The organism is Mesorhizobium sp. M0019, from assembly GCF_040323975.1.
In the GTDB taxonomy this organism is placed as follows: Bacteria; Pseudomonadota; Alphaproteobacteria; order Rhizobiales; family Rhizobiaceae; genus Mesorhizobium.
Genome location: NZ_JAMYVK010000070.1, coordinates 1 through 14,136, shown reverse-complemented (window position 1 = coordinate 14,136; position 14,136 = coordinate 1). Strand labels below are relative to the sequence as shown.

Genomic DNA, 14,136 nt, shown 5'->3' with positions numbered 1-14,136 from the left:
GTTGCAAAGAAATACGGGGCCCCCTCGGACCGTTTTCAGCGCCTGCTTTCGACCTCCCCCTGTCTCAGTTGTTCCGCGCCGGCATCGCGTCTTGCACCTGCCTGACAACCTCTCGCAGGACCTCAACGCCCTTCCCGATCTGCCTAATGCTCAAGGCGGCATATCCCATGACAAGACCGACGCGATCCGCGCGGCCTTCGTCCGATGGCTGTTCGTATAGCGGCGAGATCAGGTGTAGCCCCAAGCCCGCACGTCGGGCGGCTTCGACCAGTGCCGGTTCCTGCGATCGTGGCAGGTCTTTGAACCAAACGGCGACGTGCAGTCCGGCATCTGCTCCCTGGACAGCGATGCGATCGCCGAAGCTGTGCCGCAAGGCGCCCAACAACGTCTCCCGACGCTCGCCGTTCAGCCTGCGCACGCGGCGCACATGGCTTTCGTAGCCGCCACTCTCGATCAAAGAGGCCAGCGCCTCCTGTTCAGCCACCGGCGAATGCCGGTCCGCGAATTGTTTGGCGGTTGCGAAGACCTCCTGCAATTCCGGCGGGACGACGAGGTAGCCGATGCGCAGCATCGGCGAGAGCGTCTTGGAGATCGTGCCGAGGTAGATGACAGCCCCGTGGTCCTCGAGACTGTGCAGCGGAGGGACCGGATTGATGTCGTAGCGATATTCGCTGTCGTAGTCGTCCTCGATCACATAGGCGTTGTTGTGCCGCGCCCATTCCAGAAGCTGGTGCGGCGCGCGATCGGCATGACGCCGCCCAGCGGAAACTGATGCGATGGCGTGACATAGGCCAGTCGCGCCCCGATCCCCGCCAGCAACTCCGTCTTTATCCCGTCCTCGTCGACGGTGACCGGGATGGGCGAGGCACCCGTACTGGCAAAGACCTGACGCGCCATCCTGTAGCACGGGTCCTCGATGACGAAGCGGTCGGCGGGATCGAGAAGCAGGCGAGCGCACAGATCGAGGCCCTGCTGCGAACCGTTGACGATGATGATCTGCTCGAGGTCGCAGCTCAGGGTTCGGGCGCGCCAGAGATAGCCCTGGAGCGCCTGGCGCAGCCGGCGCGAGCCGCGAGGATCGTCATAGGCAAGACGCAACGGGCGCTGCCCCATCGCCTCGTTCATCGCACGTTTCCAGACCAATGCGGGGAAGTCTGACGACGCCAGGTCGCCATAGCGGAAATCGACCTTCAGCCCAGTCGGCAGATAATCCGGCCAGGGCGGCGTGACGCGCAGTCGGCCGCCATAGGCGGACAGAAGAACCGAGCCGACCCGTTTCGCAGGCGTGCGGCTTGTCTCAGGACCGATCAACGAAGATGCAACGCGGGGTCGTGCGCCTTTACGGACGTCGATGAAACCTTCCGCGGCCAGTTGCTCATAGGCGACCGTCACCGTCGTTCGCGAAACCCCAAGGTCATTTGCGAGGCCTCGGGAGGAAGGCAGCTGACTGCCGGTTTCGTAGACACTTCCGAGGATCTGCTCGCGAAGAGCCTCGTAGATCTGGCGTGCACCCATCGCGTGCGTGCGACCTGCAGAACCGGCACTTGAAGACTGGACCATTTCATTCATCGCCAACTGGATATTTCACATGGGCCAGTTTGCCGTCAATCTTTCGGAAACCCAAGCAAGATCTTAGAGGCCGAATGACCCGCTCCTATCAATCGGAAACCGATGCTCTCACGCGGTCGCTCAACGACACCGGTCCCGGATTCGCCACTCGGGCGATCCATCATGGCTACGATCCCGCCGGCTTTTCCAATGCCGTTCAGCCGCCAGTCTTCTTGACCTCGACCTATGGATTCGAAAGCGTGGCAGCGAACGAGGCCGCCGCCGCGCTTGGCGGAAGGCTCTATGCGCGCGAATACAATCCGACGACGGAGATCCTCGAGCAACGGCTCGCCAATCTGGAAGGAGCCGAGGCAGGTCTGGTCGTTGCCTCGGGGATGGCGGCTTTCGGGACGCTGATCCTGTCGCTCCTGTCCCAAGGCGATGAACTCATCGTCCACAGGACGCTTTATGCGAACACGCTTGCCATGGTCGAACAGGCGGTCCCCCGCTTCGGCATCAAGGTCGTCGCGGTCGACCTGTCCGATCCTCACAATCTCGATGCCGCGATCACCGAGCGGACCCGGCTTGTTTTCTTCGAGACGCCGGTGAATCCGCTGAGCCGCATCTGCGACATCGCTGCCATTGCCGAGCGCGCCCACGCGCGCGGTGTAAAGGTTGCAGTCGACAGCACCTTCGCCTCCCCCGCGCTCCAGCGGCCGCTCGAACATGGGGCAGACCTCGTGCTCCACTCGCTGACCAAATACATCAATGGGCACGGCGATGCCCTTGGTGGGGCGATTCTCGGCGACGCGCAAACGCTCCGCACGCTGCACGAAACGGGCCTGCGCTACATCACCGGCGCAGCGCTCTCGCCCATGTCAGCCTTCCTGATCCTGCGCGGTCTGAAGACGCTCACGCTGCGCATGGAACGGCACAGCGCCACGGCCCTTGCGGTGACTCAGGCGCTCGAGGCGCACCCGGCGGTGGCATGGGTGAGTTATCCCTTCCTCGACTCGCACCCTGATCAGGTGACGGCGCGAAAGCAGATGTCCCAAGGGTCGGGCATGTTGGCCTTTGGCCTCCACGCTGGGTTCGAGGGCGCGCGGCGGATGATGGACCGGCTCAACCTGATCACCCGGGCTGTCAGCCTCGGCGATGCCGACAGCCTCATCTATCATCCGGCAAGCCTGACCCGTGCTCGTCAGCCGATCCGCAAGGATGCGCATCTGGCCGATGGAGTCGGCGAGGACCTCATGCGTCTCTCGGTGGGTCTTGAAGACGCCGATGACCTAATCGCCGACCTGCGGCGGGCTCTGGACGCCTTGTGATGACCTGTCGTCCGGCCAGTCCTGCGCTCACGCACAAACCTGGAGCCTTGCCATGGCATTCTTGAGCGGTCTTTCCGCGTTTCCCATCACGCCCGCCGATCGTGACGGCCGCGTCGATACCGTTGCTCTGCGCAGGCTGATTGCTCGGCTTGGCGCCGCTCAGGTCGACTCCATCGGTCTTCTCGGCAGCACCGGCACCTACATGTATCTGTCGCGCGAGGAACGGCGACGGACGCTCGCCGAGACCTTGGACGAAATCGCCGGGCGAACGCCGGTCGTGGTGGGTGTGGGCGCGTTGCGCACCGATGAAGCAGTGAGGTTCGCGCAGGACGCCAAGGCCCTTGGAGCTGCCGCGGGGCTGCTTGCGGCCGCCTCCTACACCCCGCTCACTGAGGACGAGGTGTTCGAACATTTCTCGACGGTGGCGTGCGAGAGCGGCCTGCCGATCGTCGTCTACGACAATCCAGGAACGACGCATTTCCATTTCACCCCAGCACTCGTCAGCCGCCTGGCAAAGGTGGGTGGGATTGTCGCTATCAAGAATCCGACAGACAAGGGCGATGCGATCAAGAGCCATCTGGCCGACCAGAGGCGCACTGTGCCGGAAGGGTTCTCGATCGGCTACAGCGGCGACTGGAACGCTGCAGAGGCCATGATCGCCGGCGCCGACACATGGTACAGCGTCCTCGCCGGCTTCCTGCCCGAGGTCTGCGTGAAGATCGTCACGGCGGCGCAACAGGGCGATGCGGCCGAAGCGCGACGGATCGATGCCACGCTTGCGCCGCTCTGGAGCCTCTTCAAGGAGTTCTCGAGCCTTCGCGTCGTCTATGCACTTGCCGAATTGCTCGACATTTGCCGTGCCGACCCCCCGCGTCCCATCCTGCCTCTGCCCTCAGCAGCGAAGCGCCAGATCGCCGCCGCGTTGGAACGCTTGCCATCGGATGCCAGCCGGTGAACAGCGAACCCGGCGGCCAGTGAAAGGAACTGTCATGTATTTACCCGCTCATTTCGATGAACCGAGCCGAGAAGTCCTTTACGAACTGATCGAGAACAACGCACTCGGCGTTCTGATAACCATGGCTGGAGCGGTCTCGACGCCGATCACATCCCCTTCGAACTCGACACGTCACAGGGAGAAAACGGTACCCTTCGCTGCCACGTCGCACGCAACAATCCAGTTTGGCAGGACGTGGCGACCGGCGATGAGGTGCTCGTGGTGTTCCGCGCCGCCGACGCCTACATTTCGCCGCGGTGGTATCCGAGCAAGCAGGAGTTCCACAAGCAGGTGCCGACCTGGAACTACCTCGTCGCACATGCATATGGACGGATCACAATCCACGACGACGAACGCTATGTCCGCCGCAATGTCGCCAAACTGACTCACAGGCACGAGGCGACTGAGCCTGTCCCATGGAAGATGGGTAACGCACCGAAGGACTTCATCGACACTATGGTGAAGGCGATCATCGGCCTGGAGATCGAGATCACCCGCCTTGTAGGCAAAGCCAAGCTCAGCCAGAACAAGGAGGCACGTGATATCTGCAATGCCGGCGAAATGCTGAACGCCCAAGGCGACCGGCGCGTCGGTCAGGCGATGCTTGCAGCCGCCCGCCGGAAGCCCGAACAAGGCTGAAGAGCGTGGCCCATCGCACTTTGATGAATGTCAGCAAAGCTTGCCCTACTGGATGGTACTGCGAAAAGCCGAGCGAACGATAAGCGCCTGGCACACGAAATTGCACGCCGCCTTCCAGAGACTGGTCCAGCCGACCCAGCAACGTCAGCCTTCCAGGCGTAGCGGTCGGCCCAATTGAGCAGTCAACGACGAAAACGGGTCACGCTTTGCCCTTGAAGTTCCCAGAGCGAGAGTTTGCAAAGCGTCGGAAGTGCTCACTGCGCTGGCCGACTGATGCCCAGTCGCCTCATTTCGGCGATAGACGGTCGATCGGCCGAGACCCAGTGCCTCGCAGCTTCGGTCGGCGACATGTTGGCCTTGATCAGCTTGATGGCGGCCTCGACCTTTTACATGTCGAGCGGTTGCCGACCGGGTTGTCTCCCTTTCGCCCGTGCTGCAGCCACGCCATCTTTCGTGCGCTCGGAAATCAGCCGTCGCTCGAAATGAGCGATCGCACCGAATACACGGAACACGAGCTCGCCTGCGGCTGAGGATGTATCGATCTTCTCTTCCAGACTGAGCAGGTCGATCTGGCGTTCGCCTCGACGCTGATCGAGGCCTTGGAATTCAAAGGCGGGCGGAGAAGCGCCCGCACGATCGCCGGAATCCGTATGCTCCGCGAACTGAAGAGATCGGGCAAACGCGATGTTCCCCCCGATGCGCCGATGCCGTTCAAGAAGGACTGGCGCAAGCTGGTGATCGGCCCGGATGGCAAGATCAATCGTCCGCTCTATGAAACGGCAATGCTCGCCCATTTGCGCAACAAGCTGCGTTCTGGGGACGTGTGGGTGGAACGGTCTTCCGCGTACCGTCGTTTCGACAGCTATCTCTTGCCCGAGCCGGTGGCCGCACCGATCGTTTCGAAACTTGGGTTGCCGTCAGCCGCCGACGAATGGCTCGATCGGCGCGGCCGGAAGCTCGATTGGCGGCTGAAAAAGTTTGCGCACCGCCTCAAGCGGAACAAGCTCGACGGCGTGCGCCTGGTTGAAGATCGCGATCTTGGGCGCCTCGGCGCTGCAGCCAGGTCGTTCAACAACAGTTTGCGTAGGTGCCGATAGGGCGTCCTCTTTACTCCGAAGATGCATCCCTTATCGAGGGTCTCAGGGCGGCACTCGTCGACCGGGGGAACAAAGAGGTAAGACGATCCGACTGTTTCGCCGCGTGGGCGGAGAAGAATTCGTCCTGGTGTTGCCAAACACATTAGCTGCTGCAGCGGAGCTGATCATCGCAAGGATGCTCAACTGTGTTCGCAACTCACGGCCGCTCAGGGAGAAGTTAGAATTTGGATACACCTTCTCGGCTGGAGTCGCTACTGCTCGCGCGGGCGACACCACCACCGAGATATGCTGGCTCGGGCTGATACGGCTCTCTATTCCGCCAAGATGGCGGGGCGCAATCGCATCCATCTTGCAGCTTGAACCAATCTGCGCCGATACTGCGTTACATAGGTGAAGAACGCCAAGGTGGGTTCGTCTTCGTAGCCGTGGGAGTGGCTCAGACCCAGTCAATCGTAAGAGTGCACAAGACCTAAAGCGCTAGGACCAACGGAGGGCTCAGCGGAGCAGGTTGGCCCCCGAAAGGTGCGACTCCGGCCTCGTCCGGGGGACTTGCGCCGCTGGAGAATGCGATGTTTGGTCGATCTGGCTGCCACACAGCGGGCCACCTTGGCTGGCTTACACAAACTTTGCCATCAGGTCGGCATGAACCTGTGCTCCAGCTGGAATGCGTGTACCAGAAATTCGCGGACACCGATGGAGAATCCGGTTTTTGGGTCGGAACGCCGTTGTCGTCGGAATCCGCACTGACATCTAAAGCGTGGTGCTCGGAATGGCTGCCGCCGCGAACGAAGCAGGCCGGAAATCCGGCATCGAACTTGTCTTTGATCTGCGTCAATGCACCTGCAGCAGACTCGAGTTATTCAGGGGATTTCCCTTGCCTTCGGGTAGGGGAGTTGAGTTCCAATTGAATCGAACACCTTAGGACAGTATGCAAGAGCCCCGACGGACACAGCAATCACTGCTAGACATGATCCATGATGTAATCAATACGGCTCCGAATGCGCTCGCACGTATAGCTCTGCATATTGAGCAAGATCCGAAGGCTGTTCTAACGATGTCTATCGCCGACCTAGCGCACGACACCGCAACTGGGCCTGCTTCAATAATAAGATTTTGCCGAAGGCTGGGACTCTCGGGATTCCGCGAGTTTAAGATTGCGCTCAGCGGCGACATTGAGCGGGTAATGCTGATTGAGCTGGCTGAACGCGCCGCACCAGAAGATATAGACGTAGCACCGGGGGTCGCCGCTCTCAGTACTGCTTTACAAAGCTCAATTGCCGCGTCCGCTCGAGGTTTTGACGATCTTCAAATTACTGGGCTTGCCAACCGCGTCCGAGCGGCCCGTCGCGTCGAAGTGTTTGGCGCGGGGCCGTCTTCAGTCTGCGCTGATATTTTGGCCATGCGGCTGATCTGGCTAGGGTTCCCCGCGCATTCCTCGGGGTCCGCCACCATGTCTCACGCTCTTGCGCGGAGACTTGGCTCGTCGGGCCTTGCTCTTGGCGTTTCCTCGCTTGGCCACACTGAGGAAACCAGGGCTTTTCTGGCAATTGCGCGCAAAACCGGAGCATATACGATTGCCATTACGACCCGCGCGGACTGCCCGATCGCTCAGACTGCCGACGAGGCGGTCTTGTTTACCTCGGCTGGAGCTTGGCCACAGTCCGGGTCGGCGATGCATGTTCCGCCTGTAGTATTGCTGAGCGAATATCTCTGCCAGTGTCTGCAGGTGAGGGAAGTTTGAACGCCTGACTAGGCTAATCCGGCCAGTTTCGACGCCATACCCGAATCTCACCTTGGGCACGTGCTCGAGCCAGAGGCGGCGAACATGAACCGCCGCGTTTCCTGCGAAGGTCGAGCCGCGCCACCTGGTGCTTGCTGCCAGCCCCCAGCACCGGAGATGAGATCAGGCAAGGGGGACGAGCGTGAGTAAACTCGACGAGCACCCGCCGCAACAGACATTTTAGCCTATTTGGCAAGCTACGGCCTAGCCGGAACGGTGCTGGGTCCAGACGGTATCATCAGCGCAATAGCTCGAGGATGCGAAGCGACCACTTTGTTGATCCTGCCGTGGCTCGAAAGAGGGTGTCAACTGCTGTCGGGCCTTTTCGATTGCCGGCAATCTGCGCATTTCGCAAAAGCCGGACAGGGGTGGGGTACACTCCAGGGCTGTGTCCGGGAATTGCCGAAACACGCAGGCAATCTGCACTATGGGTCGGCGAGTCAAGCAGCGGGGATTGGTCAAGCCCCGTCGTCATGACGCGGATCAAAAGACGATTTTGAGCTGATTCCGAGTTCGCGGGAGCGGTTGCGCAGGACCGACTACGCTTCTCATCCTGTTGGAGGTTCTTTACGAAGCCCTGTCCGAGCAGTCCTCGAAAACAGATGTGCAGCCGCATGGTATTGAGCCTTTTTCCGATTCCTTTCTAACCTGGGCCTGATTTGCCCCGCAGATGCGCACATCGCCTCGAGCGGGGGCTTGCGGACCTTAATCGGGACCTCGTCTTGGAGACGATGTTTCCTCTCCGCTTAGCCCGCGTGTCGAAGGAAATTCTCGACTTCCGATTCTTACTTCCGGAGCCCGATGTGATGGTGAAATACCCAGACGTTGAACCAGGCCTTAAAGAGGAAGTCCCTTGGTCCGACAGCCTGACCACCTACGATAGGGAGCACTTCAGGACCTATCTAAGGTTTGTCGATGCATCTGCCGACAACGCCAGCTATGAGGAGATGGCTCAGATCATCCTCGGCATCGATCCGGTGGAAGAACCGGAGCGCGCGCGGAAAGCCGCGCGAAGCAATCTCGAGAGAGCGAACTGGATGGCGACCGCAGGTTACAGGGAATTGTTCGCCGACTGAGCCGAACAGGCGGCAACACCCTGCTCTTGTCAACGGCAGATATGATCACGCGTAAGGGGAAGAGGCGACGCAAAAGGGAGCGCCCCAATCTGGCGAAGCCGGAAGCTTGCGGAAAGCCGGAAAGCCAATGAATGGTTCGGTGAGCGACATGATGGATGAAGGTTCCGCTATCGGATCAAGCCGTGGACGAAGTTCTCTCGTCCGTCAGGAGTTCTGTCAGAGCGGCCGAGCAGACCTCATGTGCCGACCTTTAGGTTCACATGTATAGTCTTAGTCTAGTCTATGAAAGATCGTTCCGTGACTGGCCAAATGTGGTCAGATATCCATCTGTGCGGGCAAGAAGATTGGATTTGACCCGTGTCCTGCGAGCCCTGGACTAGCGCGGAAATCATAGCAACCAATTTGTCCCGGCTGATTTCGGGAGCCATTAAGGCGGAATGATCCAGGAGTGCAAGCAGATCATCCCGATGCTTCGAATGATGGTCCTCCAAGTACATCTCAATCTTTCGCGCGATGACGTCCGCGAAGCTCGCCCGTGTCCCAAGAAGCGGATCATCAACTAACGCCGTTGGTCGTTCCTCTTCGAGAACCCAATTCAGCGCCAAGGTCCCGTTCGACCTCAAAAACACGATCTCCAACTCCGCGCCGGCAGGTCGCTGTGAAGCGATGGAGAACCCGGCGTACGCCAGAGCCCTTGTATCCTTGTCCACAGCTTCCGTAAATGCGTCCAAATTGACATGATGAATGTCAACATCACTCGGCACACGATGGATGAATTGCGAAAGGACGCTGCTGCCGGCCACCCAACTATCTTTGCACCGATTGGGCGAAATAGCGACAAATCCAGTGTGCATCAGGTCGGAAATCATATCCTTATATCCTTCTTGGATATTGAGAACAGCCTGTAAACTACCTTCACGTGGGGATAGGTTCCGGACCGCAGCATCACAGTTGTGAGATCATTCGAAGCCGCAATGTGTTCAAGGAGATCGTCACGGGCATTAGTCCCGAATCCTAGAACGATACGACCTGTTTTTGTAAGGAAATTTGGGCCTTCCGACAAAAAGCGCTTGAGCAAATTATACCCTGGATCAATCGCGCCACATTCGATGTCATCCACATACTTGTAGTCTTCTGCAGCGAAGTTCGACGGGTAATTCCAAAATACAATGTCGAATCTCCTGCGACGGGGGATGTTTGTGAATAAATCGCTTTCGATAGCTTCCACGTTCTTGATGCCGTTTCTTTTCGCATTCTCCAATGTGTTCGCGACCGCCCTCTGGTTGATGTCGCAAGCTACTAACGACCGCGCACCACTTTTTGCCAACAGAAGGCCGGGAAGACCGAAGCCGCAGCCGATTTCCAATATGGTCTTCCCGGCGAATGGGGGGAAATTCTCGCTGATCCAACGCCAACCCTCGAAACTCTCAGGAGGAAAAACCCCTTCCAGTACGATCAGATCAAGCCCGAATTCCTGCAAATGGCGCGGAAAGTTGCCTTGTTGGCTTGTCCGAAGCATTGTCCTGATACTATCGAGTTCGCTCATATGTGCTCCCCCAGATGGATACGGTAGTCGTCGCTACCTGATTCAGGCTCGACGGCATCGACGGTTCGCTTCAGCAGGGAATGCCAAAGAGGCATTGAAAACAGACCGGCCTCAAGAACGAGGCGATCCCAAGATGAGCGGACAGACGCATGCTGAACAATACCTTCTAGACCGGCTCGATCCCCCTGAAGGTACCGGTGGACGGCCGTTGTCAGGCCCCTCTTTGATGCGAGTAGGAGTGCTTTGCCGTAACTTGATCTCGCGTGAGCAAAGGCGCTACCATCACCCCCATTGTCCGGCATCGGCACAGATCCCCTGTCGCCAAGAACGTGTAACAACATCTGGAAAGATGAATGGGCGATTTGGCCGGTATCGAGGGAATTCCAAGCGGCTACTTCGTTGCCCAAGAATTGGCGCCGAAGTATTGCCAGCTCGGCCTGCATTACTTCTGGACTGTCGCTCACATGGAGGAGGTTCGTCACGGGATTGTCGCAAAAAAAGAGACTACGTACGGTGCCGCTTCTAGCATGGGCCGGCTGTGTATTACCCTTTAGTCCTTGCGATAGGTGCAGCGCATTAGGTCCGCTCCAGATTGTGGCGCAAACCGGACGCATGTCGAACAAGTCCAGCACCAATGGCCAATGGTTCCCGCCGGTGGAATGTGTCAGGGTATAAAACGCATCGATCGATCTACGATTGTGGATTGAAAAGAATCGCTCCGCGAGTTCCAAGCCGGTTCGCCTGCGAATAAACTCGTCGAGCAGCCACGTGATTCCGGAGCGAGCGACTTCTGGGCCATAAACTACTAGTGCCGTGGAGGGCATCATGCCGCCCCCCCCAGATCCTCGGTTGCGATATAGGCTTTCCTGCTTCCGACGGTGATATTGGTCGCTTTAACGCGCTTCCCTTCGAGCCAATCGGAGAGACGAGAAGAATGACGAGCGTTAATCACCACGCCGGGGAGGCGTTTCTGTGCCATGAACTGGACCGCGCACGCGTCAACCGACGTGTGGCCGAGAAGGACAAGATCTTGAGCAGCGATCTGCTCTATAAGTGCAGCGGGATCTTCGGTTGCTCCACCACGATACACGCCATCAACATCTGTCAAAATCACCAGCCGTGGTGCTCCGGTGAGCCAAGCGACCCACGCGGCAACGGCGTCGGATGTAACATCCCAACTCCATTCCACTGGATCAGCTGCAAACAGCAAACGGGAAGGTAGCAGGACTGGAATCTTTCCGACTCTCGCGAGAGTTCGGCACTCACCTAGGCTGGCCGATGGAACAAGCTTGGAAGAGAAGGCGGCGTCCGCAAGCAAATACCCCGTTTGGTCCTGTGCTAGCGCACACGCATGATGCGCCGTAGACGACTCCAATGGCTTGGCCGCATCAATCATTTCAATTGCTTTGTCTGGGATGCCGCCGCCCGGAACAAGTAGTATTCGATGGCCGTCACCGGCGAGACGCTCAAGTTCAGCCAGTGCAAGCTTACACACCGCAAGATCACGCATGATGCTCCCGCCGAATTTCACAACAATTGAAAAGCCATATGGCAGAAAGCCCTTTATTAAGCTGTCCATCGTCTCGCCCTCCTGCCCTCTGGCCAAACACACGATCTAAGGGAATTTTGAGGTTAGATTTGGAAGCGCTGCCCAGACCTTTTGAAATGCGGCTGCGTACAATTTCATCACTTCTGCGCCGTTTGGCGGAGCGATCTCCGACACGCAAAACATAGTGTTCAGTAGCATCATCGTGTTTGGGAAATCGGTCCTTGACCATCTTTTGCTGACATCCGGGAGATAGTCAAAAACGGGCTTCGTTAGCCAAACCATGACCGGAACTCCCTCGGCTTGAAGGAGCTTAACGATGAAATCCCTGGCCGAAGGGCCAGCTAGAAAACCGAGCTTTTCCGGCTCAAGACGCAGCGGGAGACTAAGCATTGATTGTTGATCAACTGCTGGATCGAAAAGAGGCAGAAGCCCTGAGAGATGGCCAATTTCCTGCCAGAGGAACATTGCGTTGCTTCGCCTCTTTTTGAGCTGCCGGTCTAGGCGCTTGAGCCTGTGATTGGCTATAGCAGCAGAGAATACGTTGGGTCGGTAATTGTAACCTTTCGAACTCGGGGAGAAAATTCTAGCTCCACATCGCGACGAGCTTGTCAGCGAAACCTTATCGACATGGTGAATCAGAGCAGGGTCCCTTGTCAGAACAAACCCAAGCTCACCCGCTCCGAGGTGTTTGGCCCCATTTCCTGAAAGAGCAAGTGCGTCGGTCTCTAAGTAAGATCCATTGACAATGTTTTTCGCAACGTCAATCGATTGACAAACATCGTCAATAATGGCCACGTCACTCGCTCGCGCAGCCAGCCTAAGATCCGGAACCAAAATGTTATTTCCGAACAGATGAGTTATGAGCACCACCGCGTCGCCGGGCTCGATGAGAGCGGCCGCCATCTTCTGATCAACCCCCGCAAGGTTTGGCTCTACATCGACAAACACCGGCTCGAGTCCGCTGATCGCGATGGGGCCGACGGCTCCTGGCCAGTTCAAAGCCGAGGTGACAGCTCGGCGGCCTCGATTCCGGTAGTAGTCGAGGGCCACGTGAATAGCGGCTGTGCCGCTTCCAACAGCGCGCACAGACCAGTTGCCCGACCACTCCGCTAGGCGCTTTTCGAGCTCAGTGACAATAGGGTGATTAACTCGATGATATTTGCCGCTTTTGACAACACTGGCGAGCGCCTTCAGATGCTTGCGTTTGGCGGCTGGCCAAGGGACAACTCGCCCGGCCGGCACTGTAGGAATCCCTCCGAAGAGGGCGAGAGAAGTGTCGTTCTGGTGAATGCGCGTTGCATTTGCTTCCGAGACTAAGCTTCCATGCTTGTTCATATAGTCCTCCAGACGCCAACCTCATCGTGGTGTCGGCCATCGGCCACTCGCGAATGCAGAGCCGAACCAACCCACCTTTCGATCGCTTTTACGCGTCCGAGCGGAGGCTCGGCCCACGGCGGAACGCTCAAGAGCTGAGAGTTCGCCCCTGAGAGGAAAACCGGGTGCCGTGACACCCTCGGCACGTTGAGTTCAGAAAGGCGGCTTCAAACTCGTGACCGGCGTTTGTGTGGTGAGAATTATCCTCACAAGGATCCGTATCAGATCTGACATGCTGTCTGCTTTCCTTCATTTCATCCGTTGCGTTTCGCACCACAGGAAGCTATTCGGCAGCTTCCCTTGCTTTGTACCCGGGCAGCTCAAAACTCGTGCCACCTTGACTGGCTCTGTCCCAAAGTTGGTACTCTCGGCGAAGTCAGCACTTCGGGCTCGACTGGTGGAGAGGGCCGTTGATTTTCTAGGTATTCAACCGACCCGAGGGGTATTGCCGCTCTCGTCCGGCGACCCCGTGAGGCCGGCGTAGCGCGCCACGGCGCGGCGGTCGCGCAGCTTGCGCGACAGCATCTCGTTGACCAGCATGTCGGCGGTCTCGACGCCGATGCCGATGATCCGCGCGAGCAGGCGAACCATCGCGTGCGGGCCGTTCGCCGCAGCCGGAGCCGCCGCCAGCCGGCGCAGGCGCTCCTGTTCGATGGCGCGGATCTGCGCGCGCACGAGGTTGAGCCGCTCAAGGAAGCGGTAGAGCTCGGCGCGGGTGTTGTCCGGCAGCGGCGTTCCCTCCGCCGTTCGGATGCTCTCCAGCCTGTCCGCCGCCTGGCGCAGGCTCAGCCGGAAGCTGCGGACGCCGAAGCGGGCGAGGATCGCCTTGATGCGGTTGATGAGCCGCGTCTGCTCGCCGACCAGGGTCCCCCGCTCGCGGTTCGGCCGCCGCGCGTCCTCCTCTTCGAGTGTCGGGATTGCCGCCATGGAGCAATGGCGCTTCTCGCCACGCAGCCAGCCGAGAAAAGCGCGCATCAAAAGCTCGGTGTCGAGACGATCGGTCTTGGCGCGCTGGTGCTCGCGCACACCGGAACGCTTGAGGGATGGATGGCATAGGCCTCGATGCCGTGCGCCCGCAACCAGCGCGCCAGCCAGAAGCCGTCGCCGGCCGCCTCGTAGGCGACGGCGATCCGCTGGACCGTGTGCCCGGCCCGGCCGGCTTCGTCGCCCCACCGCTGGAGATGCGGGAAAACTTCAGGCGCGAC

Annotated in this window: 11 protein-coding genes and 3 pseudogenes; 6 read left to right on the top strand and 8 right to left on the bottom strand. The window is 59.1% G+C overall.

Annotation, left to right across the window (positions count from 1 at the left end; genetic code table 11):
* Positions 1–64: 64 nt before the first annotated feature.
* A pseudogene (gene pdxR / locus NKK47_RS31810) lies at positions 65–1,560 on the bottom strand (MocR-like pyridoxine biosynthesis transcription factor PdxR).
* Between the two features lie 83 nt (positions 1,561–1,643).
* Between pdxR and NKK47_RS31805 the strand changes: the two are divergent.
* From NKK47_RS31805 to NKK47_RS31795, 3 genes are all read left to right on the top strand, one after another.
* Positions 1,644–2,876, top strand: a complete 1,233-nt coding sequence (locus NKK47_RS31805) for a trans-sulfuration enzyme family protein (RefSeq protein WP_352579564.1) — start codon at positions 1,644–1,646, stop codon at positions 2,874–2,876.
* A 52-nt stretch (positions 2,877–2,928) separates the two neighbouring features.
* Entirely contained in the window at positions 2,929–3,831 is a 903-nt protein-coding gene (locus NKK47_RS31800) for a dihydrodipicolinate synthase family protein (protein WP_352579563.1), read from the top strand.
* Between the two features lie 150 nt (positions 3,832–3,981).
* Positions 3,982–4,509: an FMN-binding negative transcriptional regulator gene (locus NKK47_RS31795; protein WP_352579574.1), complete on the top strand. Its 528-nt coding sequence runs from the start codon at positions 3,982–3,984 to the stop codon at positions 4,507–4,509.
* A 386-nt stretch (positions 4,510–4,895) separates the two neighbouring features.
* On the opposite strand, the gene NKK47_RS35275 is transcribed toward NKK47_RS31795, so the two are convergent.
* Complete coding sequence (locus NKK47_RS35275; protein WP_502894676.1) at positions 4,896–5,051, bottom strand: recombinase family protein; 156 nt, start codon at positions 5,049–5,051, stop codon at positions 4,896–4,898.
* A gap of 33 nt (positions 5,052–5,084) precedes the next feature.
* On the opposite strand from NKK47_RS35275, the pseudogene NKK47_RS31785 reads away from it, so the two are divergent.
* From NKK47_RS31785 to NKK47_RS31775, 3 genes and pseudogenes are all read left to right on the top strand, one after another.
* Positions 5,085–5,543: pseudogene (locus tag NKK47_RS31785) on the top strand (Tn3 family transposase); the annotation flags it as partial.
* A gap of 1,030 nt (positions 5,544–6,573) precedes the next feature.
* The gene (locus NKK47_RS31780; protein WP_352579562.1) at positions 6,574–7,347 is read left to right on the top strand and encodes a MurR/RpiR family transcriptional regulator; all 774 of its coding nucleotides are present in this window, start codon (positions 6,574–6,576) and stop codon (positions 7,345–7,347) included.
* Between the two features lie 845 nt (positions 7,348–8,192).
* Positions 8,193–8,462 carry a DNA -binding domain-containing protein gene (locus NKK47_RS31775; protein WP_352579573.1) on the top strand — a complete coding sequence of 90 codons (270 nt, stop codon included), beginning with the start codon at positions 8,193–8,195 and terminating at the stop codon, positions 8,460–8,462.
* A 275-nt stretch (positions 8,463–8,737) separates the two neighbouring features.
* Here NKK47_RS31775 and NKK47_RS31770 read toward each other — a convergent pair whose 3' ends face one another.
* From NKK47_RS31770 to NKK47_RS31745, 6 genes and pseudogenes are all read right to left on the bottom strand, one after another.
* Positions 8,738–9,331: a hypothetical protein gene (locus NKK47_RS31770; protein WP_352579561.1), complete on the bottom strand. Its 594-nt coding sequence runs from the start codon at positions 9,329–9,331 to the stop codon at positions 8,738–8,740.
* Entirely contained in the window at positions 9,328–10,008 is a 681-nt protein-coding gene (locus tag NKK47_RS31765) for a methyltransferase (RefSeq protein ID WP_352529059.1), read from the bottom strand. The genes NKK47_RS31770 and NKK47_RS31765 overlap by 4 nt, the downstream gene beginning before the upstream one ends.
* Positions 10,005–10,835 carry a nucleoside-diphosphate kinase gene (locus NKK47_RS31760; protein ID WP_352579560.1) on the bottom strand — a complete coding sequence of 277 codons (831 nt, stop codon included), beginning with the start codon at positions 10,833–10,835 and terminating at the stop codon, positions 10,005–10,007. Before NKK47_RS31760 ends, NKK47_RS31765 begins: the two co-directional genes overlap by 4 nt.
* Entirely contained in the window at positions 10,832–11,587 is a 756-nt protein-coding gene (locus tag NKK47_RS31755; protein WP_352579559.1) for an amino acid kinase family protein, read from the bottom strand. The genes NKK47_RS31760 and NKK47_RS31755 overlap by 4 nt, the downstream gene beginning before the upstream one ends.
* Positions 11,588–11,623: 36 nt before the next feature.
* Positions 11,624–12,892, bottom strand: a complete 1,269-nt coding sequence (locus NKK47_RS31750; RefSeq protein ID WP_352579558.1) for a DegT/DnrJ/EryC1/StrS family aminotransferase — start codon at positions 12,890–12,892, stop codon at positions 11,624–11,626.
* A 474-nt stretch (positions 12,893–13,366) separates the two neighbouring features.
* Positions 13,367–14,136: pseudogene (locus NKK47_RS31745) on the bottom strand (IS110 family transposase); the annotation flags it as partial.